Raw genomic sequence first — 25,782 nt, 5'->3', positions numbered from 1 at the left:
CGCCCTATGTTTAGTTTTATTAACGAGAGTAATATCCCGCCATTGAGCTATATATCGCATTTTCACTTTGCAACACTTGATATTTCGCGTTCAAAATCGCAAGTTGTGATGATTTTTCAGTATTGGCTGCAACTAACCATTCGCGCAATTCGGACACGCCTGCATTATAGCGATTTCGATAATATTGTGTGATACGCTGATTGTAACTATGGGTTTGCTGTAAATTACTTAATGTGCTTTGCGCTTGGGTAAATGCAAAGTAGTTGGTATCCACATTATTGAGAGCGGTGGTAATACGTTGTTCGTAATTTAAACGCGCGGTTTCATAGTCAGCTTCAGAAATTTTAACGTTCCATTTTACGGTGTTCCAATTTAAGAATGGCAAGCTAATTCCGACCGTGCCTGCAGCCACAGGATTGTGTAACGCCGTGCCAACAGTACTTGCTGTTGAAGATAGACTTCCACCTAAATTAATTTCAGGGAACCAACTTTTTTGAGTTGCTTTGGCATTTTTGAATGCACTACTTAAACGGAATTGTGCTGCTTTTACATCAGGACGATTTGCAATCACAGATACAGGAACATTCAAATTCACGCCAGCAGTTTTCACATTCATAATGTGTGGGAAAGTGATATTTAACGCATCATTTGGTTTTAAGTTCAGCAGATTGCGTAACGTTTGTTCTGCCGTTTTGCGTTGGGTTTCAAAATTTAATTTGTTATTACGTGCTGTTAATACTGCTTGTTGTGCTTGATCAACACTGACCGCATCAGCCACACCCTGTGCTAAACGCGTTTGCATAATATTACCAATATCAGTGTAATATTTGATCGTTTCGTTGGTTGTGCTAATTGCATCATTTAAATAAGCAATTTGATAATAAGTCGTGACCACAGAATTGATTAATGATAAACGAGCAGATTCCATGTCTTCTGCAGTTGCTTTGTGCGACCATTCTGCAGCATCAGCGGCATTGGCTAAACGTTGCCAAAGATCTAATGTATAGCTCACATTTAAAGAACCTTTGTGTGAAATGGCAGAGTTTACACTTGTGTCAACTCGGCGTTTTGCCTCAGATGAAGTTGAACCATTAAATGCAGGCACTAAATTTGCGCCCACTAAATTTGCACTATAAAGTGCACGGTTTACGGCCACAGCTGCTTTAGCTAAATCTTTGTTGTTTATTAACGCTTGTTCTACGACGCGATTTAATTGCGCATCGTTATACAATGACCACCAATTTTCTTTTACATTATATTGCTTGGTAATTTCTTCATATTGCTTGTAATCTTCAAGGCTAGCTTGATAAGAATCGCCAATATTGGCACATCCCACCAATGCACCAGACATCAACAAAGCAAGCGTGATATTTTTCATTTTAGACATTGAGTTTTCCTTCTTACGAAAATGAGTGGAAAGTGCGGATGATTTTAACCGCACTTTTGTGTTTTACAAAATTATTCCCTTGCGAACCCAATTATAAAACAAACCACTGAACGATTGTTCATAAAAGGCGGCATTGTAATGATTTATTCTATTTTTTGCACGAAAAATCTTGCTGTTAAACACAAAATGCTGAAAAAGTCATAAGCTATTAAGTATAAAGTGCGGTTAGTTTAGCGATCAAATTCACAAAGCCTTGCTTTTCGTATAGAATGGCAAATTATTTTTTCTATTTATGAGAAAGTTATGAGCAATACAGAAATTCTAGAAAGTGCAGAAAATACTCGCACTCACAATTTTATTACCCAAATTATTGATGAAGATTTAGCTTCGGGTAAACATAAAAGCGTTCATACCCGTTTTCCGCCTGAGCCGAACGGCTATTTACATATAGGTCATGCGAAATCTATTTGTTTAAACTTTGGTTTAGCCAAAGAATATCAAGGTTTATGTAACTTACGTTTTGATGACACCAATCCAGTGAAAGAAGACGTGGAATATGTGGATTCCATCAAAGCTGACGTGGAATGGTTAGGTTTCAAATGGGAAGGCGAACCGCGTTATGCATCTGATTATTTTGATGCGCTTTATGGTTATGCTATTGAATTAATCAAAAAAGGCTTAGCCTATGTGGATGAGCTTTCTCCAGAAGAAATGCGTGAATATCGCGGTACCTTAACCGAGCCTGGTAAAAATAGCCCATATCGTGACCGCACTATTGAAGAAAACTTAGCTTTATTTGAAAAAATGAAGAACGGTGAGTTTGCAGAGGGTAAAGCAAGTTTACGTGCAAAAATTGATATGGCATCGCCATTTATGGTCATGCGTGATCCAGTAATTTATCGTATTAAATTTGCGAGCCATCACCAAACAGGTGATAAATGGTGCATTTATCCAATGTACGATTTCACCCACTGTATTTCTGATGCAATCGAACGTATCACACATTCAATCTGTACATTAGAATTCCAAGATAACCGTCGTTTATATGACTGGGTATTGGAAAATATCAGTATTGAGCGTCCATTACCGCATCAATATGAATTCTCTCGTTTGAATTTAGAAGGCACGTTAACGTCTAAACGTAAATTATTGAAATTAGTGAATGATGGCATTGTTGATGGGTGGAACGATCCGCGTATGCCGACGATTTCTGGTTTACGCCGTCGCGGTTATACGCCGGCTTCGTTACGTGAATTCTGTCGTCGTATCGGTGTGACGAAACAAGATAACGTCGTAGAGTATTCTGCACTTGAAGCCTGCATTCGTGAAGATTTAAACGAAAATGCACCACGCGCAATGGCGGTGATTGATCCTGTTCGTGTTGTGATTGAAAACTTTGAAGGGGAAGAAACCTTAACGGCACCAAATCACCCTAATCGTCCTGAATTAGGGGAGCGTCAATTACCGTTTACGAAAGAGCTTTATATTGATCGCGCAGACTTCCGTGAAGAAGCGAACAAGCAATATAAACGTTTAGTATTAGGTAAAGAAGTACGTTTGCGTAACGCCTATGTGATTAAAGCTGAACGTGTCGAAAAAGATGCAAATGATGAAATTACTACGATCTTTTGTACTTACGATCCTGAAACTTTAGGTAAAAATCCTGCTGATGGTCGTAAAGTCAAAGGTGTCATTCACTGGGTTTCTGCAGCACATAATCACCCAGCTGAATTCCGTTTGTATGATCGCTTATTTACCGTACCAAATCCAGGTGCTGAAGATGATATTGAAAGCGTGTTAAATCCGCATTCTCTCGTGGTAAAACATGGTTTTGTAGAACAAAGCTTGGCGGCTGCGGAAGCAGAGAAAGGTTATCAATTTGAACGTGAAGGTTATTTCTGTGCGGATAGTAAAGATAGCCGACCTGAACATTTGGTGTTTAACTTAACAGTAAGTTTAAAAGAAGGCTTCTAATTTTAATCAACCAAGTGCGGTCAAAATAAATGCGATTTTGACCGCACTTTTTATTTGTATCTACTATGCAATCCAGTATGCAACTTGAACCTAATTTTTGGCAAACAAAATCCCTGCTTGAAATGACCGAATCTGAATGGGAATCCTTATGTGATGGCTGCGGTAAATGCTGTTATCGCAAATATATTCAAGGGCGAGGAAAACGCCAAAAACTTTATTACACCCGAATTGCTTGCAACCTTTTAGATGTAGAAACTGGAAAGTGCGGTAATTATTCAGAGCGTTTTAAAATTGAAACCGACTGCACCAAACTCACCAAAAAGAATTTACCTGATTTTCATTGGTTGCCTGACACTTGTGCCTATCGCTTGCTTTATGAAGGAAAAACACTCCCTGAATGGCATCCACTCATTTCTGGTCATGCGGATTCCTTGAAAAATGCTGATGTTTTAATCAAAAATGGGGTGCATGAACGCGATGTGATTGATTGGTTTGAATTTATTATTGACGAAGATCACACTTTTAAATAAAGCTGGTTGTCATCACTTTCAGCTTGGTTATAATCCCTAACAAGAGTTATACAGTTGTCATGTGGTGTCTATGCAAATCTCGGATTCTCTCAAACAAAAAGCAGAAAAATGCGGTATCGCGCTTTCTCATTATGATATTGATGGACATCTTATTTTCGCAGATGAAAAGACGGTTTCAACTTTTGTTGAGCTTTTGCAGCCTCCGCCAAAAGCGAAAGGACAGTTTGACGATGTACTGGCTGCATTTGAAAATGAACCGATTGATTATCGACTCAATCGTCTAGATTTGCCGCCTGCCAGTGAATATCGTTATCAGCTGATTGATGAATCTAATGCTATTCTGTTAGAAAAAACACTTTCAAATTTATCCGCACTTTCTTTGCCTCCACTTCCTTTTGGCTATTATCAATTATCTATTTTTTCCGATACTGAACATTACATCATTCGTTTACTTATTTCTCCTAAAACAGCGTTTCAACCACCCGTATTAAAAAATAAAAAAGTGTGGGGCGTTAATGTGCAACTTTACAGTTTACGCTCAGAACAAAACTGGGGCATTGGCGATTTTGGTGATTTAGGTTATTTGATCGAACAAAGTGCAAAATTAGGCGCAGATTATGTGGGAATTAATCCATTACATTTGCCGTATCCTGCCGTGCCAAAATGGGCTAGTCCTTATAGTTCATCCTCTCGTCGTTGGTTGAATTTTTTATATTTGGCGATTCCAAAGTTACCAGAATTTAAGCGTTGCCGTTCAGTGCAAAATTGGTTTAAGCGTGAGGATATTCAAGCAAAAATTGGTGCTTTGCGTGAAAGTGATTGCGTCGATTATTCTTCAATATTGGCTTTAAAATTAACCGCACTTGAATCCCTGTTTGATTTCTTTCAACGTAGTCAATCCGCTGAAATTGTGACACGTCGAAAAATCTTTGCTGATTATTTAAAAAACAAAGGTGAACCTTTGTTGTTACAGGGACTATTTAATGTATTAGATTTACAAGAACACGCTAACCATCAAGCAGAAGAAAATAGCATCGGTTGGCTTGGCTGGCGTAAGGAATGGCAACATTTAAGTGCGGCAAAAAGAAAAGCCCTATTAAAAACACACCATGAGCAAATCCAATTTTTTGCTTGGTTACAATGGCTTACGGAAGAACAACTTTCCGCATTACAAAATCTTTGTAAACAGTCTGGTATGAAATTGGGTATTTATGGCGATTTAGCTGTGAATAGTTCTCGTGGCAGTGCTGATGTATGGAGTGATCCAGATTTATATTGTGTAAATGCCTCTATTGGCGCGCCACCTGATCCATTAGGCCCTATTGGACAAAATTGGAATTTGCCACCTTATAATCCAACCGTGCTAAAAGCACGTGGCTTTGCACCATTTATTGATATGCTACGTGCCAATATGCAATATTTCGGTGTGCTACGCATCGATCATGTTATGGGCTTATTCCGTTTGTGGTGGATTCCAGAAGGAAAAAACGCAGCTGATGGCGCTTATGTTCATTATCCTTTTGATGAATTAATGGCGATTCTTGCCATTGAAAGTGTACGTAATGAATGTTTAATTATTGGTGAAGATCTCGGCACCGTGCCTGATGAAGTGCGGTGGAAATTAAACGAGTTTCAAATTTTCTCTTATTTTGTATTGTATTTTGCCCAACGAAATGGCGAATTTCCTCTTATATCTGATTATCCTCGAAATGCTTATGCCACCATTGGCACGCATGATGTTCCCTCATTACAAAGTTTTTGGCATTGCCGTGATTTAGAATTATTTAATCAACTCGGTATTCTGAATGGGGAAGTGCTCAAGCAAAAATATGATCAACGCGTCATGGATAAACAAGCCTTATTAAATAGTTTACATCGTGATAATTATTTACCACCGCATTATGAAGGTGATGCGCTTTCTATGGCGATGCATGATCATTTAAACCGAATGATTCATCATTATTTAGCGGAAAGTAACAGCCGATTGATTGGTGTGCAATTAGAAAATTTACTTAGCCAAGAAATCAGTTTTAATTTGCCGGGCACCTCAAATGAATACCCAAATTGGTGTAAGAAACTTGCTCAACTGTTAGAGTTTATTTTTAGCAATGAAGCTTTAAAAACGTTCTTTGTGCAAATTAACCAAGGGCGAAATGTATAAGGAGTAAATATGACAACCGCAGTAACACAAGCAATTATTGATGGTTTTTTTGATGCGAGCAATGGCGATCCTTTTGCTACGCTTGGTATGCACGAAACTGAGCGAGGAATTGAAATCCGTACGTTATTGCCAGATGCCAATCGAGTGGTGGTGATTGAGCGTGAAAGTGGTAAAGAAATAACGGAACTGGATTGTGTCGATGAGCGTGGCTTTTTTGTTGGTGTTATTCCAAATTGTCGTCATTTTTTTGCTTATCAATTACAGGTTTTTTGGGGCAATGAATCGCAAATAGTCGAAGATCCTTATCGTTTTCATCCTATGATTGATGATTTAGAACAATGGCTGCTTTCTGAAGGCTCGATGCTCCGCCCGTATGAAGTGCTGGGTGCGCATTTTATGGAATGTGATGGTGTGAGCGGGGTGAATTTCCGTTTGTGGGCGCCGAATGCGAAACGGGTTTCCATCGTGGGCGATTTTAACTATTGGGACGGTCGCCGCCACCCAATGCGTTTCCACCCGAAAAGCGGTGTGTGGGAACTATTCCTACCGAAAGTTTGTCTTGGTCAGCTTTATAAATTTGAATTGATTGATTGCTTTGGAAACTTGCGTTTGAAAGCCGATCCATTTGCCTTTAGTTCGCAACTTCGCCCTGATACAGCATCGCAAGTCAGTGCATTACCAAATGTGGTGGAAATGACGGAACAACGTCGTCAAGCAAATCAAGCGAATCAACCGATTTCCATTTATGAAGTGCATTTAGGATCCTGGCGTCGTAATTTAGAAAATAATTTTTGGCTAGATTACGATCAAATTGCTGATGAATTAATTCCTTATGTAAAAGATATGGGATTCACCCATATAGAATTTTTACCGCTCTCTGAATTTCCATTTGATGGTTCTTGGGGCTATCAACCACTTGGACTTTATTCTCCAACCAGTCGCTTTGGTTCACCTGAGGCATTCCGCTGTTTAGTAAAACGTGCTCACGAAGCAGGCATCAACGTGATTTTAGATTGGGTGCCAGGGCATTTCCCAAGTGATACCCATGGTTTAGTCGCGTTTGATGGCACGGCTTTATATGAGCATGAAGATCCTCGCGAAGGCTATCATCAAGATTGGAATACCTTGATTTATAACTATGGGCGTAATGAGGTCAAAAATTTCTTATCCAGTAATGCACTGTATTGGCTTGAACGTTTTGGTGTAGATGGTATTCGCGTGGATGCCGTGGCTTCGATGATTTACCGCGATTACAGCCGTGCGGAAGGTGAGTGGATTCCAAACCAATATGGCGGACGTGAAAATTTAGAAGCCATCGAGTTTTTAAAACATACCAACTGGAAAATTCACAGTGAAATGGCGGGAGCAATTTCTATTGCGGAAGAATCTACCTCTTTTGCTGGCGTAACCCACCCAAGCGAAAACGGCGGATTAGGTTTCAATTTCAAATGGAATATGGGCTGGATGAACGATACGCTCGCCTATATGCAGCTTGACCCAATTTACCGCCAATATCATCACAATAAAATGACTTTTGGGATGATGTATCAATACAGCGAAAATTTTGTGCTACCGCTTTCCCATGATGAAGTGGTGCATGGCAAATATTCACTTCTCGATAAAATGCCAGGAGACGCATGGCAAAAATTTGCGAACTTACGTGCTTACTACGGCTATATGTGGGGCCATCCGGGTAAAAAATTGCTCTTTATGGGTAATGAATTTGCTCAAGGTCGTGAGTGGAATTACGAAGAAAGTTTGGACTGGTTCTTACTTGATGAAAATATCGGTGGTGGCTGGCATAAAGGCATATTGAAATTAGTAAAAGACTTGAATCATATTTACCGAGAAAACTTACCGCTCTTTGAACTGGATTATTCACCTGAAGGCTTTGATTGGCTTGTCGTTGATGATGCGGCAAATTCTGTATTTGCTTTTGAACGTCGCAGCTCAAATGGTGAGCGTATTATCGTCATCAGCAACTTCACTCCTGTGCTTCGCCATAATTACCGTATTGGGGTAAATGTTGCAGGCACTTATGAAGAAATTCTGAATACTGATTCTATGTATTATCAAGGCTCTAACGTGGGCAATTTCGGCTATGTAACAAGTGAAGAAATTGAAAGCCATGGACGAGAAAATTCTATTTCGATTTCTATTCCACCATTGGCGACAGTTTATTTGAAATACAATTTGTAAGATATGTTTACGATTTATAACAACGGCAAACCAGCGCCAATGGGCTATTCAATATTTACCGAGAATGGCGTGAAGGTGACTAATTTTGCACTGTTCTCTGCTGCAGCGAGTGGTGTGGAACTTTGCCTGTTTGATGGGGATAAGGAAACGCGCTTTCCTATGGTTCGCACAAATAATGTATGGCATTTAGCTGTAGCAGGCGTTGAGGTTGGGACAGAATATGGATTCCGCATTAATGGTGAATATGCCAATCCGAATAAGTTAATGCTCGATCCCTATGCGAAAGCCGTGAATGGTAAACCTGATTTAAGTAGCGAAGAAAGTCGTTCTTGGTTTTTAATGAATGATCATCGCGATAATGCTCATATTGCGCCAAGAGCGGTGATTATTTCTGAAGATTTTGATTGGGAAAATGATACTGCACCCAATACGCCTTGGGCGGAAACCATTGTATATGAATTGCACGTTAAAGGTTTTAGTCAACTTAACGACAAGATTCCCGCTGAATTACGGGGCACCTATGCGGGCTTAAGTCATCCTATCAATTTAGCTTATTTAAAAGAATTAGGCGTGACAGCAGTGGAATTGCTGCCTGTAAATTTTTATATAAATGAACCGCACTTACAGGCACGAGGCTTACAAAATTATTGGGGATACAATCCCTTAGCCATGTTTGCGGTGGAACCTAAATATGCGGCAACAAATAATCCATTAGCTGAATTTAAAGCGATGGTGAAGGCGTTTCATAAAGAGGGCATTGAAGTTATTTTAGATGTGGTATTTAACCATTCCGCAGAATCAGAGCAAACTTACCCAACATTCTGCCAGCGTGGCATTGATGATCAAACTTACTATTGGCGCAACGATCAAGGGCGTTATATCAATTGGACAGGCTGCGGCAATATGCTCAATTTATCCTCTGATGTTGGGCGAAAATGGGTCGTAGATTGTTTACGTTATTGGGTTGAACACTGTCATGTTGATGGTTTTCGATTTGATTTAGCCTCCGTGCTCGGGCGTGATACACCCGATTTTAATCCACAAGCTCAACTTTTTACTGACATAAGAAATGAGCCAAGTTTACAAAATATTAAATTGATTGTAGAGCCTTGGGATATAGGACATTACGGTTATCAAGTCGGAAATTTCCCAAATTATTTTGCAGAATGGAATGATCGTTTTCGTGATGATCTTTGCCGTTTTTGGTTATGGAAAAGTGGTGAAATTGGCGCATTTGCAGAACGCTTTGCGGGTTCTAGCGATTTATTTAAGAAAAATGATCGCTTGCCACACACAACGCTTAATTTTATTACTGCTCATGATGGTTTCGTCATGCAAGATTTGGTGAGTTATAACCAAAAACATAACGAAGCGAATGGCGAAGAAAATCGTGATGGTCGCAACGAAAATTACAGTTATAACCATGGGGTAGAAGGTTCTACTGAATCCCTTTCTGAGCCGCAAAAAAGTGCGGTGGAAAATAACCGCACTTTTGCACAAAGCGGATTATTAATGAGTTTATTGCTGGCGAATGGCACACCTATGCTTTTGGCGGGTGATGAGTTCGGCAACACTCAATATGGTAACAATAATGCCTATTGCCAAGATAACGAAATTACTTGGCTGAAATGGGCAAATTTTAACAAGGAATTATTTGAACTTACCAAGCAAACGATTGCAGCGCGTAAGCAAATTGGTAGTTTAAACCGGAATCAATGGTGGTCAGGTGACAATGTGCAATGGCTTAACATTCACGGTAACCAGATGACAGTTGACAATTGGCAAAATCAACAAACCAAAGCATTACAAGTAGTTTTAGATAAGCATTGTCTTTTATTGATTAATGCCAAAGCCGAAGGGCAGGTTTTTCATTTATCCGATGGAAAATGGAAACCTCAAATCGGCACACATAATTTAACCCTCGATGCACAACAAGCAGAGCTTAGCTCAATGGGCTTTTGTATGCTGAGTGACGAATAACTATAAGACTATGGAGATCCTTATGAAAGCTGGCGACCTTAACAAATATGATTTAGTTAAAAATACTTTGGTGCTTATTCTTGCGGGTGGACGTGGTTCACGCTTGCATGAACTTACGGATAAACGCGCAAAACCCGCTCTTTATTTTGGTGGTAACCGCCGTATTATTGACTTTGCACTTTCTAATTGTATTAACTCTGGTTTGAACCGAATTGGGGTAGTGACTCAATACGCAGCACATTCTTTACTTCGTCATTTGCAAACAGGTTGGTCTTTCTTACCACAAGAAAAAGGGGAGTTTGTTGATATGCTTCCCGCACGCCAACAAATTGATGATTCAACTTGGTATCGTGGTACTGCGGATGCTGTTTATCAAAATATGGCGATTATTCGTGATCACTATCGCCCTAAATATGTTTTGATCTTGGCGGGTGACCATATTTACAAACAAGACTATAGCGTCATGTTGATGGACCATGTGAATAGCGGTGCAAAATGTACGGTGGGCTGTATTGAAGTACCACGCTCTGAAGCACATGAATTTGGTGTCATGGCAGTAAACGAAAATTTAAAAGTCAAAGCCTTTGTTGAAAAACCAAAAGATCCGCCTTCAATGGTAGGTAAACCCGATATTTCACTAGCATCAATGGGGATTTATGTATTTGATGCGGATTATCTTTATAAAATGTTGGAGAGAGAGGTCAATACACCACAAACTAGCCACGATTTTGGTAAAGATGTATTACCAAAATGTTTAGCAGAAGAAACCCTTTATGCGCATCCTTTCAGCCGTTCTTGCATGGGACGTAATACTGAAGGTGAAATTTATTGGCGTGATGTGGGTACATTAGATAGCTTTTGGCAATCTAATATTGACTTAGTCTCTGAAAATCCACAGCTTGATATTTATGATCAAAGTTGGCCAATTCGCGGTAATCCAATTCAAGCTTATCCGTCAAAATTCTTCTACAAAAATTCAAATGTTCATCCAGTCGATAATTCTTTAATTGGCGGTGGTTGTGTGATTACTGATGCCTCTATCAGTAATTCCGTGCTATTCGATCGCGTGAAAATTGATGCTTTTTCAAAAGTGGATCATTGTGTGGTATTGCCACAAGTTCAAATCGGTAAGAATTGTATATTGAAAAACTGTATTCTTGACCGTGAATGCATCATTCCAGATGGCATGGAAATTGGTGTGAATATGGAAGAAGATAAAAAACGTTTCCGTATCAGTTCAACCGGTAAAGTGATTTTAGTTACCCCGAAAATGCTGAAAAAATTAGAAGGGGAAGAAGTCGTATCTGAAGAGCATTTAGATTGATGATGAAAAGTGCGGTTAATTTTGACCGCACTTTATAACCCCCTCTTTTCTAAAGAGGGAAATTGATCGAGCATTATTTATGTTTTATAGGGAAAATAAAAATTAAATGAAAGTTTTACACGTTTGCTCTGAATTTTATCCGCTCCTTAAAACAGGCGGTTTAGCCGATGTTTTAGGAGCTTTGCCACAAGCCCAAAATCAAATAGGACTTGATGCACGCATTTTATTGCCTGCTTATCCAGCGATTTCTGCAGGTATTTCTAATACACAAGTTGTTGCTGAATTTGATAATTTTGCGGGACACGTTGTGTTGCGTTATGGCGAATATAATGGTGTAGGTGTTTATTTAATCGATGCACCACATTTATATGCGCGTGAGGGGAATCCATATCACGATTGTTACTATAATGATTATGGTGATAACTATAAACGTTTTGCCTTACTTGGTTGGGTTGGCGCTGAATTATCTACTGGTTTAGATAGCTGGTGGCGTGCAGATGTGGTTCATGCTCATGATTGGCATGCAGGTTTATGTGCCGCTTACTTATTTAATAAAGGTCGCCCAGCAAAATCCGTATTTACGATCCACAATTTAGCGTATCAAGGACAATTTCATTATCAGCATTTATTTGAAATTGGCTTGCCTGCAGGCATGTTTAATGTTGATGGTTTAGAGCTATTTGGACAGATTTCCTATTTAAAAGCAGGCTTATTTTACTCCGATGCCAGCACTGCAGTGAGCCCGACGTATGCCAAAGAGATTACAACACCTGAATTTGCCTATGGATTGGAAGGTTTACTTTCTGGCTTAAAATCTCAAGGGCGTTTAGTAGGGATTCTTAATGGTGTAGATGAAAATATTTGGCATCCAAATGCCGATCAATATATTAAGCATCGTTACAAATTGAAACATATGGCAGGTAAAAAACAGAATAAAGCTGAACTGCAAGCTTATTTTAATTTACCGCAAGATGAAAATGCATTGGCATTTGTGATGGTAACCCGCTTAACCGAACAAAAAGGCGTGGATTTATTGATTGAAAGTGCGGATGAAATTGTAAAACAAGGTGGCCAGTTGATGATTTTAGGGTCTGGCGCACCGCACTTTGAACAAGGTATTCGTGAGCTTGCTGAACGTTATCCACAACATGTTGCAGTCAAAATTGGTTATGATGAAACACTGTCACATTTATTAGTGGCCGGTGGTGATGTGATTTTAGTGCCAAGCCGTTTTGAGCCTTGTGGCTTAACACAACTTTATGGTTTGCAATATGGCACCCTGCCTCTTGTTCGTAAAACGGGTGGTTTAGCCGATACGGTGGTGGATAGCACTCCTGAAAATATTAAAGATCGCACGGCAACTGGTTTTGTTTTTGAGCAAGCTACCGCTGAAGATTTACGCAGAAGCATTCAGCAAGCGTTTGATATTTGGCAAAAAACGAGAGTGTGGTCAGCATTACGAGCGAATGCGATGGCGCAAGATTTCAGCTGGCGTAAAGCAGCAGAACAATATCGTGCACTTTATGAACGTTTGTAGTTTTATTTATAAACGTTAAGAGCAATAGTCTGTTTGTAGATTATTGTTGCAAGCTCTGTGATTGTGCTTGTTTTTCGACAAGATAAGCATAAAATTTGAACGAATTTATTAGAGGTATAAAGGTTCTCGGATACAAAGAGCGGTCTATTTCGATTGATTTTTTGAAATGTGCGTGAATTTTTAAATCAACATCTCTTTTATTATAGATAATTTTTTAACATTCAAACCGAGGTTTTACTTATGATAATGGATAATTTTGATTCTCCATTCCTATACAATCGCCCACAAATGACTGTTGAGGCAATCAAAAAATCAATTGTTTATAAGCTTATTTTTTTAATTGGTCGATCACCGCGTGAAGCGAGCCAACGCGATTGGCTTAACGCAACACTCCACGCTGTGCGTGACTTAGTAACAGAGGGTTGGATCACCACTGCGCGTCAAACTCGAGCGGAAGATTCCCGCCGTGTTTACTACCTTTCAATGGAATTCTTAATTGGACGTACCCTTTCTAATGCCATGATTGCAGAAGGTATTTATGGATTAGCACAAGAAGCCTTGTCTGAATTAAATGTGGATTTAGAAGAAGTGTTGGAAAAAGAAGTTGATCCTGGCTTGGGTAATGGCGGTTTAGGTCGTTTGGCTGCTTGCTTTATGGACTCTATCGCCACTTTAGGCTTACCCGGTATGGGCTACGGGATTCGTTATGAATATGGTATGTTCCGCCAAAAAATCGAAAATGGTCAGCAAGTTGAGTGCCCAGATGCATGGCTTGAAAAAGGAGCACCTTGGGAGTTCATTCGTCCATCTAAACGCTTTACCGTAGAATTTGGTGGAAACATTCATTTCGAAGGCAAAAAATGTATTTGGCAAGATACCGAAAAAGTGACTGCGCTTGCTTACGACCAAATGATTCCGGGTTATCAAAACAATTCTGCAGCAACATTACGCTTATGGTCTGCTCATGCAGGTGAAGTATTTAATCTTGCAGACTTCAACCGTGGTGAACACCTAGCAGCATTAGAAGAACACTCCGCAAATAAAAACTTATCTCGCGTACTTTATCCTGATGATTCTACTTGGAATGGTCGCGAATTACGTTTACGTCAAGAGTATTTCTTAGTATCTGCATCACTTCAAGATATTTTACGCCGTCACAAACGCACCCATGATAGCCTTGAAAACTTGGCTGATAAAGTGGCAATTCATTTAAATGACACACATCCAGCTTTAGCAATTCCTGAGTTAATGCGAATTTTAGTGGACGACGAAGGTTTCGAATGGAAAAAAGCTTGGGAGATGACGCGTAATATTTTCTCTTACACCTGCCATACTTTAATGTCAGAAGCATTAGAAACTTGGCCAGTGGAAATGATGGCAAAAATCTTGCCACGTCATTTACAGATGATTTTTGAAATCAATGATCATTTCTTAGAGTATGTTCGTTCTTACGTCACCACGGATAACGATTTTATTCGTCGTGTTTCATTGATTGAAGAAGGTTATCAACGTAAAGTGCGTATGGGATGGCTATCCGTGGTAGGTTCACACAAAATTAACGGAGTTGCCGAAATTCATTCCGATTTAATGGTGACTTCAACCTTTGCAGACTTTGCTCGTATTTTCCCAGAACGCTTTACCAATGTGACAAACGGTATTACTCCTCGTCGTTGGTTAGCCGTTGCGAATCCACAATTGGCAGACTTATTCGATAAATACATTGGTTCAGAATGGCGTTGTGATTTAAGTCAAATCGAAAAACTTAAACCATTTACGCAAGAAAAAGCATTTAAAGAAGCGATTGCAGATATTAAATTTGCGAACAAAGTGAAATTGGCGGGATACGTGAAATCTGAATTAGGTGTTGAACTTGATCCACATGCGTTATTTGATGTTCAAGTCAAACGTATTCATGAATATAAACGTCAAATGTTGAACGTATTGCATATTATTGCTCGCTACAATGAAATGCTTGCTCATCCTGAACAAGATTGGCAACCGCGCGTATTTATTTTAGCAGGTAAAGCAGCTTCGGCTTATTATGCTGCGAAACAAACGATCCATTTAATTAATGATGTTGCTAATGTCATCAATAATGATGAACGTTTGAAAGGCCGTTTAAAAGTTGTATTTATTCCAAATTACAGCGTAAGCCTTGCTCAGTTAATTATTCCAGCAGCGGATATTTCAGAGCAAATTTCACTTGCAGGTACAGAGGCTTCTGGTACTAGTAATATGAAGTTTGCCTTAAATGGTGCATTGACACTCGGTACACTTGACGGTGCGAACGTGGAGATTTTGGAAAACGTGGGTGAAGATAACATCTTTATTTTCGGTAACACTGTGGAACAAGTTGAGCAACTTCGTCGAGAAGGGTATCGATCATTTGAATACTATCAAAACGATGCTCAATTACGCACAGTTGTGGATCAAATTATTGAGGGTAAATTCTCACCAGAAGAGCCTCAACGTTATCATCAACTATTACAAGGCTTGCAATATCACGATTATTATCAAGCTTTCGCTGATTTCCGTAGTTATGTAGAAACTCAAAAAGCTGTAGATGAAAAATACAAACAACGCGACCAATGGATTGAAAGCACTATTCAAAATATCGTGAATATGGGCTTCTTCTCATCTGACCGCACGATTAAAGAGTACGCAGAGAGAATTTGGAAAGTTGGGCCTGTTCAATTAGGTGATTAATTTTATATTCATAGCCAATAAGTAAATTATCTGCATCAAGCACAAGTTTGATGCAGATTTTTTTATATTTAAACTAATGAAAAATAACAGAAATTACCGATGTAAACTTTATAGTCTTTTTAAATAGATTTTGATATCTTATCAACCATAATTTATTAATAACTTTATCTTTAGGGTAACAATGAAAAAATCCTCACACTTTTTTCTTTCTAGTTTATTATTTATTTCTCCTTTTGGTTTTTCGGCGCCAAGCTCACCAAATGCCAATTTAGAAAAACAAATCGATGCCAAACAACAGAGGCAACAAGCGGAACAGGATGCGGCTATTTTAGCCCAGCAAACGCAATCAGCGAATGTGCGTTTAGAAGCAGAAAAAGAATCGTCTCCTAGCTTTCCACAAAATGAAGCACAATGTTTTCCCATCAATCAATTAGCACTCACAGACTATCAAGCTGAAGAATCCACTTCATCCACAACTCCTCTTAAACTTGCTGAACCTAGCCAATTTTCTTGGGCGTTAAAATCAGTGTATGCTGAACGTGATTTTGCGCTACCGGCTTGTATTGGTTCAGAAGGGATTAACGTATTACTTCGTCGTATTCAAAATCGCTTGATTGATGCAGGTTATGTGACAACACGTGTTGTAGTTGAACCGCAAGATTTACGTTCAGGCGTGTTAGTTTTAACGGTGATACCCGGTAAAGTGGGTCGTATTCAATTACAAGACCAAAGTGCTATTCCATTTGCGACACGCGGTACACTGTGGTTTGCTATGCCAATGTCACAAGGGGACATGTTAAATGTACGCAATATTGAGCAAGGATTAGAAAACTTAAAACGTGTACCAAGTGCTGATGCCAATATGGAGCTTGTACCAAGTGAAAATGTAGGGGAAACCGATATTGTGATTTCCTATAAACAGACATTGCCTTTTCATTTAACTTTAGGTGTAGATGATTCAGGTAGCAAAGCAACAGGTCGCTTACAGGGCTCAGCAACATTTTCTTGGGATAATGTGTTAACACTGAACGACATGTTCTATATCAGTGGTACGCGTAGCTTTAAGCGTAATAGTGACGATGCAGAAGGCGATTATGGTAGTAAAAATGTAACACTCTATTATTCTATTCCTTGGAGAAACTACCTTTTAACTCTTTCAGGCTCTAAATATTCTTATCATCAAACAGTGGCAGGGGCTTTTGAGTCTTATGTCTATTCTGGCGAAAGTCAACAAATGAAAGTGAATTTAAGTCGCTTACTCTCTCGTGGTAGTCAACATAAAACATATATCAATGGTGCATTATGGACGAAAAAATCTCATAACTATATTGATGATACAGAAGTTGAAGTACAACGTCGTCGAACAGCAGGTTGGGAAGTGGGGATTAATCATACTCACTACATCAGCGACCTTGTTTTGCAGATTTTTGCTGGTTACAAGCGTGGTACAGGCGGTAATAAAGCGCTACCTGCACCAGAAGAAGCGTTTGGTGAAGGGACTTCACGCATGCAAATTATTACAGCGGGACTTGATTTAACGTATCCATTTACGATGGGTAATCAACCATTTCGTTTCAATACTAGTTGGAATGGTCAATGGAATCGCACACCTTTAACTCAACAAGATAAATTTAGTATTGGTGGGCGTTATACCGTACGAGGATTTGATGGTGAGCTTTCGCTTTCGGGTGAAAAAGGTTGGTTATGGCGTAATGAATTTGGGTGGGATATTGCTAATAAAGGGCATGAGCTTTATTTAGGTATAGACCAAGGTAAAGTACATTCTAGTCAAGATGAGCTTCAAGTAGGAAGTAGCCTAATTGGTGGGGTGATTGGTCTTAGAGGCAAATTATGGGGAATTAACTATGATTATTTCGTAGGTAAACCGATTAAAAAGCCAGAAGGATTTAGAACCAGTAATGTGACTACCGGATTTAATGTAAGTTACCGTTTTTAATACGTATTTATCAGATTAATTGAAATTAGACAGAATTTAAAATTTAAAGGAAATTGAGAACATGAATAAACGTCATTACAAAGTTATTTTTAGTCGTGTATTAAATCAACTTGTTGTGGTATCTGAACTTGCCAAATCACAAGGTAAGGCACAAAGTGAGAATATGAGTTCAGAGCCAGCAAAAACAGGATTATTTTCAACCGCACTTTCACTCAACCCTATTCATTTTAGCTTGATGTTGGCATTAGGCTTTGTGTTCCTTTCACCTTCAGTTCAAGCTGAAGATATGGCTATTCGTGCAGATAAATCAGCCCCAGGTAATCAACAGCCGACAGTATTACAAACGGGTAATGGCATCCCACAAGTTAATATTCAAGCACCAAGTCAGGCTGGAGTATCGCGTAACCAATATTCACAATTTGATGTGGCGGAGAAAGGGGCTGTATTAAACAATGCTCGTAAAGCCTCTCAAACTCAGATGGCAGGCTGGGTGCAGGGTAACCCGAATCTTGCTCGTGGTGAAGCGAAAGTGATTTTGAATGAAGTTAACTCAGCGAATCCAAGCCGTTTAAAAGGTTATGTAGAAGTAGCGGGTAAAAAAGCAGATGTGGTGATTGCGAACCCAAGTGGTATCCAATGCGATGGCTGTGGTGTGATAAATGCAGGGCGTGCAACGTTTACTACGGGTAAGGCAGAAGTTGAAAATGGTGAATTAAAAGGCTATCGCGTACAAGGAGGAAAGGTCTCAGTAGGTCAAAAGGGGATGGATACCTCTAAAGCAGATTACACTGATATTATTGCAGATAAGGCTGAAATCAAAGGTGGTGTGTGGGGTAATAAAGTTAAGGTTACCACAGGTAAAAATAAAGTAGACCGCACCAATGATTCAGTGGTTTATGTCGGTGATAAAAATACAAACGAAACTGACCGCACTTCAGAGAGCCAAAATGACCAAGCTCAAGCTTACAGTGTAGATGTGGGCCAATTAGGCGGGATGTATGCTGAGAAAATCCATTTAGTGGATAACGGTCAAGGCCTCGGTGTACGTAATGCGGGGCATATTGGTGCTGCTGCAGGTGAGGTGAAGATTGATAGCCAAGGGAAAATTGTCAATAGTGGTACTATCAGTTCGACACAACAAGCTGAGCTCAGTGCAAAGAAAACAATTGAGAATACTGGGAAAATTGAAACTAAGCAAGGTAATGTATCATTGCGCTCTCAAGCTAATGTAGCACAACATGGTTCGATTGTTTCGCGTCAGGGCGGGATCTCAGTTCAAGCTAAGGATAAAGTTACTCAAACAGGTGAAACTGTAGTGAAGGGTAATGTTGCTTACCAAGCGAAGAATATTGAGGCTAGTAAAGGTGCGTTAATTGCCGCAGGTGTAACTGCTCAAGAAACTACACAAGGTGAGACTCGTTCATTAGATAGTCAAAGTGCCCAAGGTGCTAGCATTACGCTCTCAGCTGAAAATTTTGTTTCATCTAAAGCTCAGCATCTAGCGAGTGGTCAAATTAATGCTAAAGCAGGTACCCTTGATTTATCTGAAAGTCAATCAACAGCTGATAGTATTGCTTTCCAATCTACTTACTCACCTTTAAATTTGAAGCAAGCAACATTATACAGTGAGGAGAATACCACATTAATCAGTCCAGACGCTATTCTAGCGGAGAATACTAACCTAAATGCAGGGCATTTTTCGATAGATACCGCACAACTTAATAATAAGAAGAGTAGCTGGATTCAACGTGGTAAAGAAGCCTTTTCACTGAATTTAAAAAAAGGGCTAGATAATACTCAAGGGAAAATCGCTGCTGAAGGGTTGATCTCTATTCAAAGTCCGTTAATTCAAAATAATCAAGGTGTGATTTGGTCAAATCAAGGTGTGAAACTTAACACAAATGCAGGACATATAGAGTCTCAATCTGGTTATTTATTTGGAAAAAATAGTCTTGATATTAGTACCTCAACATTAAATAACCAGAAAGGTGAAATGTTAGGTGGTCAAGTTTTATTGACTGCGCAGCAAGTTAATAATGAAGATGGAAAATTGATTGCCGGAAATCGCGCAGATTTATCAGTTAATCAATTTAATAATCAACATGGTATTGTTTATAGCCAAGGTGAACTATCATTAAAAACAGAAAATTTACACAACCAAGATGGCATTATTTCATCGGTTTCTCGTGCGATATTGCTTGCAAATGATTTAAATAACCTTAAAGGAGTGATTCAGGGAGAGTCTGATTTAACGATTCAAACCCAAAATTTAAATAATACACAAGGTGATATTTCAGCGAAAACAGCAGCGATTTCTTCAGCTGCAATAAATAATGCACAAGGTGTCATTTCATCTCAGGATTTAACATTATCTGGTACAAATTTAAATAACAAAGGTGGCATTGTTCAAAGTGTGAATTCAACATTAAATTTGACCGCACTTGATAACCAAGCTGAAGGTGATAAAGGCTCTTTGGTTAGTGCAACAAATCGTTTAGTGTTAAATGTTACAAATGTAAATAATAAAAATACAAAAGCTAAGCAAGATACTCCTACTCAAGGTATTCAAACAGCTAATTTAGTAATGGATGCAGAGCATATTGAAAACCAATCTGGTGGTATTTATGCAGGAAAATCAGCAAATATTACAGTTAATCAATCTCTTGATAATCAAAAAGGTGAGATTTTATCAACTGGTCGAGTTGATATTGTAAATCCAGATTTGACCTTAGTTGTAAATAATGCACTAGGGACAATTGAATCAGTGATTGGAACGACATTGCAAGCTAAAACATTAGTTGATGAGGGGTCAATTAGTACAAAAGGAGATTTGGGTATTGAGTTAAATGATAGCTTTACCCTAAATAAAGCCTTTGGTGTAGGTAATAATCTTACTTTTAAAACAAAAGGTGATTTTGTTAATAACTCCAACCTTGTGGTAGGTAATTCAGCATCAGTTGAAGGATCTACTATTCAAAATAGTGCTAATGCAGAAATTTCTTCAATAAATACACGTATTCAAACTAATAAGCTAAATAACTTTGGCTTAATTGATGGCGATACCACAGTGATTAAAGCCAATGATGTAAATAACATTGGTACGGCACGTATTTATGGAGGACACCTTGCAATTCAAGCAAACAATTTAAATAACCTTGAGAATGCTGACGGAACAGCGGCGACAATTGCTGCTCGTGAGAGACTTGATTTAGGTGTCGGTAATTTAGTAAACCGTAACCATTCACTTATTATGAGTTTAGGTAATATCTATATTGGTGGACAGTTAAATGAAAATAATCAAGCAACTGGTTACGCAAATAGTATTGATAACGGTAGTGCAACCATTGAAGCTTTAGGAAGTGGTTGGATTAAAACCCATCGTCTGCTAAACCACGATTTACATTTAAGGTTAGGACATAAATATACTAAAAATCATTTTGTTACGTATTCCCCGTTTGATAGCAGTGCGACTTATTATAGTAATGAAGGAGAAAAAGGTGAGGGCTATTTAGATCATGTTAATAATAGTCGTCATAATAGCAATCAATATTTTCGTTTCAATGATGGACGTAAAGCTGTGGCAGCTCAAAATTGGCTGAAACAAGATTACATTCGAACCACAGATACAAATACCATTGAACACCAAGATCCAGGTAAATTGCTTATTGGGCAGTCTTTACATTTGGAAGGGGGGGAGTATACGAATAAACACTCCCGAATTGTGATTGGTGACACCTTATATTTAGCGGATAAAGCGATTAAGGAATCCGTCAGTACAGTAAGCCAAGGATCACTAAAACTTGATAATATTGATGTTGATGGTGAAATTCATCGTCGAGATATCGGTTTGAAAACAGATATTAAAAAAGAACATCGTTATCATGGTGTGAGAGGTAAAAAAGTTTGGGCTGTGTATGGACGAAATAAACAAAAAATCGACCGCCTATTACCTGTCGAACCGTTTAAATTTGGGCTGGAACTTTTAAAAATAGGTGAGCCGGTGGAGTCTACTGGCACAACTGTTGGGGATAAATCAGATTTCCAAGGCATTTCATTAGCGGAGAAAACACCTTTAAATACAGATTTAAATGTTCACCGCGTTAACCTGGAAGCAATCACGTCTGGAGTGATGAAAAATAAAGATAACCTTGATATCAAAACGCATTTACCAGATATTTCATTGCCACAGGCAAGCCTTTACAAAATTAACCCAGTGCTATCTAGTCAATACCTAGTGGAAACTGATCCACGTTTTATTCAGAAATCTAAATGGCTAAGTTCTGATTATATGTTTAAACAGATTCATAGCGATCCGAAAAATATTCTGAAGCGTTTGGGTGACGGTTTTTATGAACAGCGTTTAGTAAATGAGCAAATCAATCAACTCACGGGCAGACGTTTCCTTCAAGGTTACTTATCTGATTATGAACAGTATAAAGCCTTGATGGATAATGGTGCGCAATATGCGAAGAAACTTAATTTGATCCCTGGCGTGGCATTAACGGCTGAGCAGATGAAACAACTCACCTCAGATATGGTATGGATGGTAAAACGTGAAGTAACGTTAAAAGATGGTTCGAAAAAAGAAGTACTTGCACCACAGGTTTATGTAGTGAGCCGTAATGCAGATATTGATAGTCGAGGCGCAGTGATTTCAGCCAACGATGTAATTGTCAATATTCAAGGCGACATTCAAAACAGTGGAGTTATTTCGGGGCGTAATTTGACCCATTTGGCGGCAAATAATATAGAAAACCTAGGCGGAAAATTGCAAGGGCGTGAGCTTTACTTAAAAGCGAAAGAAACTCTTAATAATCTCGGTGGAGAACTCAATGCAGAAGAGCGTTTAGTGGCTCAAGCTAAAAACATTAATATAGAAAGCCGCACGAGTGAAACCGAGGATACTGGCAATTTTTACCGCAAATCCCTTGTTCAGCAAGCCTCAATTAATGTGGGTAGAAAAGATGCAGCTGATAAGGGGCAAAAAGGCACTGCTCTTTTAATGGCAACGGAAAATATCACAGTAAAAGGCGCTAACTTTAATATTAAAGGTGATGCGGCATTGCAAGCGGGTGATAAATTAAATCTTGACACGATTGAAACCCAAAACAAAGAACATTATGTCTCTAACGCTGATAATTATTACAAGCTTGATCAAAAACAAGAAGTTGGCAGTCAGTTAAATGTCACTGGAAATCTTGATGCTGTGGGTAAAAGTGCGGTTGAAATGCGAGGCGTTTCTGTAACCAGTAATGGCACTATGAATGTGATGTCTGAGGGGAATATTAATATCCAAGAAGCCCGTTATAAAGAGCAGCTTTCTAGTGGTTCAAAAAGTAAATCTAGAGGTTTAACAAGCTCAACGACAGAAGTTTATCGACATAAACACGATTATGACGTTGCGGAAGCCTCAAATTTAGATGCAGATAAGATTTATCTTCATTCAAGCAAAGGTAATGTCACTATTCAGGGCTCAAATGTAGCAGCTGGTAATGGTTTGACGGTGAAGGCTAAAAACATTGATATTCGCGAAGCTGAGAACCGAGTCTACTCTGATGATTATTACAGCAAGAAAAAATCAGGCATGTTGGGAGGTGGTATTGGAGTAACCTTTGGTTCTCAAAAACAAACCACAGAAAGTGATCAGACTAAGCTTTATGCGAAAGGTAGCCAAGTAGGTAGCTTGAACGGTAATACTACGATGATTGCGGAAAACACTTATACTCAAACTGCGAGTAAGGTAAGTGCAATCAAAGACGGCGATGTGAATATTCTGGCGAAAAAAGTCGATATTAAAGCTGCAGATGACAAATATGAAACCAATACCAAACAAAAATTTGAGCAAAAAGGTTTAACTATTGCTATTACCTCTCCTGTTATTTCTGCTATTCAAGCAGTACAAGGGGCTATCGAATCCACTAAACAAGTTGGCGATAGTAAACATGACCGAGTGAATACTATGTCGGCAGCTAATGCTGGCTTTGAGGCTTATCGTGCCTACCAATCTGGAAAAAAAGCTGTAACCGATGTCAAAGATTTTATGAATGGTGAAGGGGATGTCGACTCCTTGATCGGTGTACAAATCACTTATGGTCAACAGAAGAGCGAATCTCACTCTCATACTGAAGGAAAAACAGCCTATAAATCCCAAGTTAATGCTGGCGGCAAAGTAAATATTATGGCGACAGGTGCCGGAAAGGATTCTAATATTAATATTGAAGGTTCGGATATTTCTGGTAAACAAGGCACGACTTTGATGGCAGATAATCAAGTAAACATCAAAGCAGCAGAACAAAACCATCAAGAACGCAGCACTAATAAATCGAGTGGTTTTAATGCTGGGGTAGCCATTAAAGTGAGTAATGGTGCGGCTATAGGATTTACTGCAGGCGGTAATTACGGAAAAGGTTACGGTAATGGTGACGAAACCTCTTATGTTGCTAGTCATGTGGGAGATAGCCAAAGTAAAACTGTGGTTAAAGCAGGTGGAGATGTAACCCTTGCGGGCAGTCAAGTTAAAGGTAAAGGTGTCGAATTAGATGCAGAAAATCTGAAAATTGAAAGCTTGCAAGATAAATCTAGCTATCGCGGTAAGCAAATGAATGCAAGTGCTAGTGTGACAGTAGGCTACGGTTTTGCTGCGGGTGGTAGTTTCAATAAGTCGAAAGTTAATACAGACTATGCGAGTGTAAATGAACAGGCAGGAATTTTTGCAGGTAATGATGGTTATGATATCAATGTAAAAAATAAAGTTTCTTCTGTTGGTGGCGCTATTCTTTCAAGTGCACCAAAAGAGAAAAATCAAATGACAGCACAAGATTTTGAATATTCAAATATTCAAAATTATTCTAATGCGAAATCATCTGCGATGGGATTGATGGGAGGTTTTTCTGTAGATCGTGATCAAACTTCTGATGAGGATAAAGCTTTAAATAAAATTTATCGTGGTGAGGATAGAAAGGGCGAAACCTTTGAACAGGCAAATCCAAATAAAGCAAATCAATCGCTGGTAAAATTTGGTTTAGGTACAAATGATGTTCATAGCACAGATTTATACGCTGCAGCAAAAATTGGTCTAGCTAATTTAGCCAGCAATAGCAGTCAAAGTGAAAATAATCAGAGTACAACCAATGCTGTGATTAGTGATGGTAACTTTAATATTGCGAGTATGCAGGGTAAACAGAATATTGAGACTATCAAAAAATCAACAGAGCAAGACGCAAATAAACTTGAAAAAGTAGATCATGCGAAAATGCAAAAAGAAGTTGAACAGGATGTTGCAACAATTCAGAGTTTTGCGAAGAATGTTGGTGGCGCAACGGATGAAGCTTATCGAACAATGTTTATAGCTGAGCATCGGATGTTTACTCATAAAGTGGATGAAAAAGGAGAGCCTATAAAGGATCCAGAAATTCTGAAGAAAATAGATGAAGAAGCTGATGCTAAAGGTGTAAATCGAAAAGAATACTATGATCAACAAGTAAGTAAAGGACGCAATATTTATCAATTGCATGAGTTGTCAGATCAAGAGCGTAATCAATTACAAAAAGTTACTTATACTGATCCCAAAACAGGGAAAACAGAGAGTAAATATGTCGTTGCATTTAATGGCATCTTTAATGATCGTAATTCTGCCGCAAAATTTGCGGTACAAAACTACATTGCTGGCAGGGATGATAAAACAGGCAATATAAATCAAAAGATATATAAAGATGTTTATTTTGTTCACCATCCTAAAGCGAAAAATGGTTTGTCAGAGCTCTTAGTGGCGGGTTATGAGAAAATGTTTGAAACTTCTTTTGGAAACCTATTAGGGATGGATAATTCAAGTTTACAAGCGATGAATATGATGAAGCAGTATGGTAAAGATGATTTATACCTAGGTTCCCATAGTCGTGGCACATTAACATTAAGTAATGCATTAAAAGCGCTAAATACAGAAGATAACCAAGCTAAAAAGCTACTTTCAGGTACGACAATTAAAATGGTGGGTCCTGCAGCTGATGTTACAAGAGCGGATGGCTATT

11 protein-coding genes are annotated in these 25,782 nt (G+C 38.8%); 10 read left to right on the top strand and 1 reads right to left on the bottom strand.

The annotated features are described in order from the left end of the window. Positions 1-19: 19 nt before the first annotated feature. On the bottom strand, positions 20-1,387 hold the full coding sequence (gene tdeA, locus A9501_RS03740; protein WP_065264949.1) for a toxin/drug exporter TdeA: 1,368 nt from the start codon (positions 1,385-1,387) through the stop codon (positions 20-22). Positions 1,388-1,690: 303 nt separating this feature from the next. On the opposite strand from tdeA, the gene glnS reads away from it, so the two are divergent. The 10 genes from glnS to A9501_RS03690 all read left to right on the top strand — a co-directional run. Next, the gene (glnS, locus tag A9501_RS03735) at positions 1,691-3,361 is read left to right on the top strand and encodes a glutamine--tRNA ligase (RefSeq protein WP_065264948.1); all 1,671 of its coding nucleotides are present in this window, start codon (positions 1,691-1,693) and stop codon (positions 3,359-3,361) included. Between the two features lie 77 nt (positions 3,362-3,438). Beyond that, positions 3,439-3,891 carry a YcgN family cysteine cluster protein gene (locus tag A9501_RS03730; protein ID WP_032803351.1) on the top strand — a complete coding sequence of 151 codons (453 nt, stop codon included), beginning with the start codon at positions 3,439-3,441 and terminating at the stop codon, positions 3,889-3,891. 70 nt (positions 3,892-3,961) lie between these two features. Beyond that, the gene (gene malQ / locus A9501_RS03725) at positions 3,962-6,052 is read left to right on the top strand and encodes a 4-alpha-glucanotransferase (protein WP_065264947.1); all 2,091 of its coding nucleotides are present in this window, start codon (positions 3,962-3,964) and stop codon (positions 6,050-6,052) included. Positions 6,053-6,061: 9 nt separating this feature from the next. Continuing rightward, positions 6,062-8,251 carry a 1,4-alpha-glucan branching protein GlgB gene (gene glgB / locus A9501_RS03720; protein WP_065264946.1) on the top strand — a complete coding sequence of 730 codons (2,190 nt, stop codon included), beginning with the start codon at positions 6,062-6,064 and terminating at the stop codon, positions 8,249-8,251. Between the two features lie 3 nt (positions 8,252-8,254). After that, positions 8,255-10,231 carry a glycogen debranching protein GlgX gene (glgX, locus tag A9501_RS03715; RefSeq protein ID WP_048953674.1) on the top strand — a complete coding sequence of 659 codons (1,977 nt, stop codon included), beginning with the start codon at positions 8,255-8,257 and terminating at the stop codon, positions 10,229-10,231. A gap of 22 nt (positions 10,232-10,253) precedes the next feature. Continuing rightward, positions 10,254-11,555, top strand: coding sequence for a glucose-1-phosphate adenylyltransferase (gene glgC, locus A9501_RS03710; RefSeq protein WP_065264945.1), 1,302 nt, complete (start codon positions 10,254-10,256; stop codon positions 11,553-11,555). A gap of 106 nt (positions 11,556-11,661) precedes the next feature. Next, a complete protein-coding gene (gene glgA / locus A9501_RS03705) occupies positions 11,662-13,092 on the top strand; it encodes a glycogen synthase GlgA (protein WP_048953678.1) in 1,431 nt (476 codons plus the stop codon). A 240-nt stretch (positions 13,093-13,332) separates the two neighbouring features. Then, complete coding sequence (locus A9501_RS03700) at positions 13,333-15,798, top strand: glycogen/starch/alpha-glucan phosphorylase (protein ID WP_065264944.1); 2,466 nt, start codon at positions 13,333-13,335, stop codon at positions 15,796-15,798. A gap of 181 nt (positions 15,799-15,979) precedes the next feature. Continuing rightward, a complete protein-coding gene (locus A9501_RS03695) occupies positions 15,980-17,755 on the top strand; it encodes a ShlB/FhaC/HecB family hemolysin secretion/activation protein (RefSeq protein WP_065264943.1) in 1,776 nt (591 codons plus the stop codon). Positions 17,756-17,816: 61 nt separating this feature from the next. Next, on the top strand, positions 17,817-25,782 hold a 7,966-nt coding region (locus A9501_RS03690), incomplete at its 3' end, for a two-partner secretion domain-containing protein (RefSeq protein WP_065264942.1).

Source organism: Haemophilus sp. CCUG 66565 (assembly GCF_001679495.1).
GTDB lineage: Bacteria > Pseudomonadota > Gammaproteobacteria > Enterobacterales > Pasteurellaceae > Haemophilus > Haemophilus haemolyticus_K.
The sequence above is the reverse complement of the archived record's forward strand: the minus strand, read 5'-3'. Positions and strand labels throughout refer to the sequence as shown.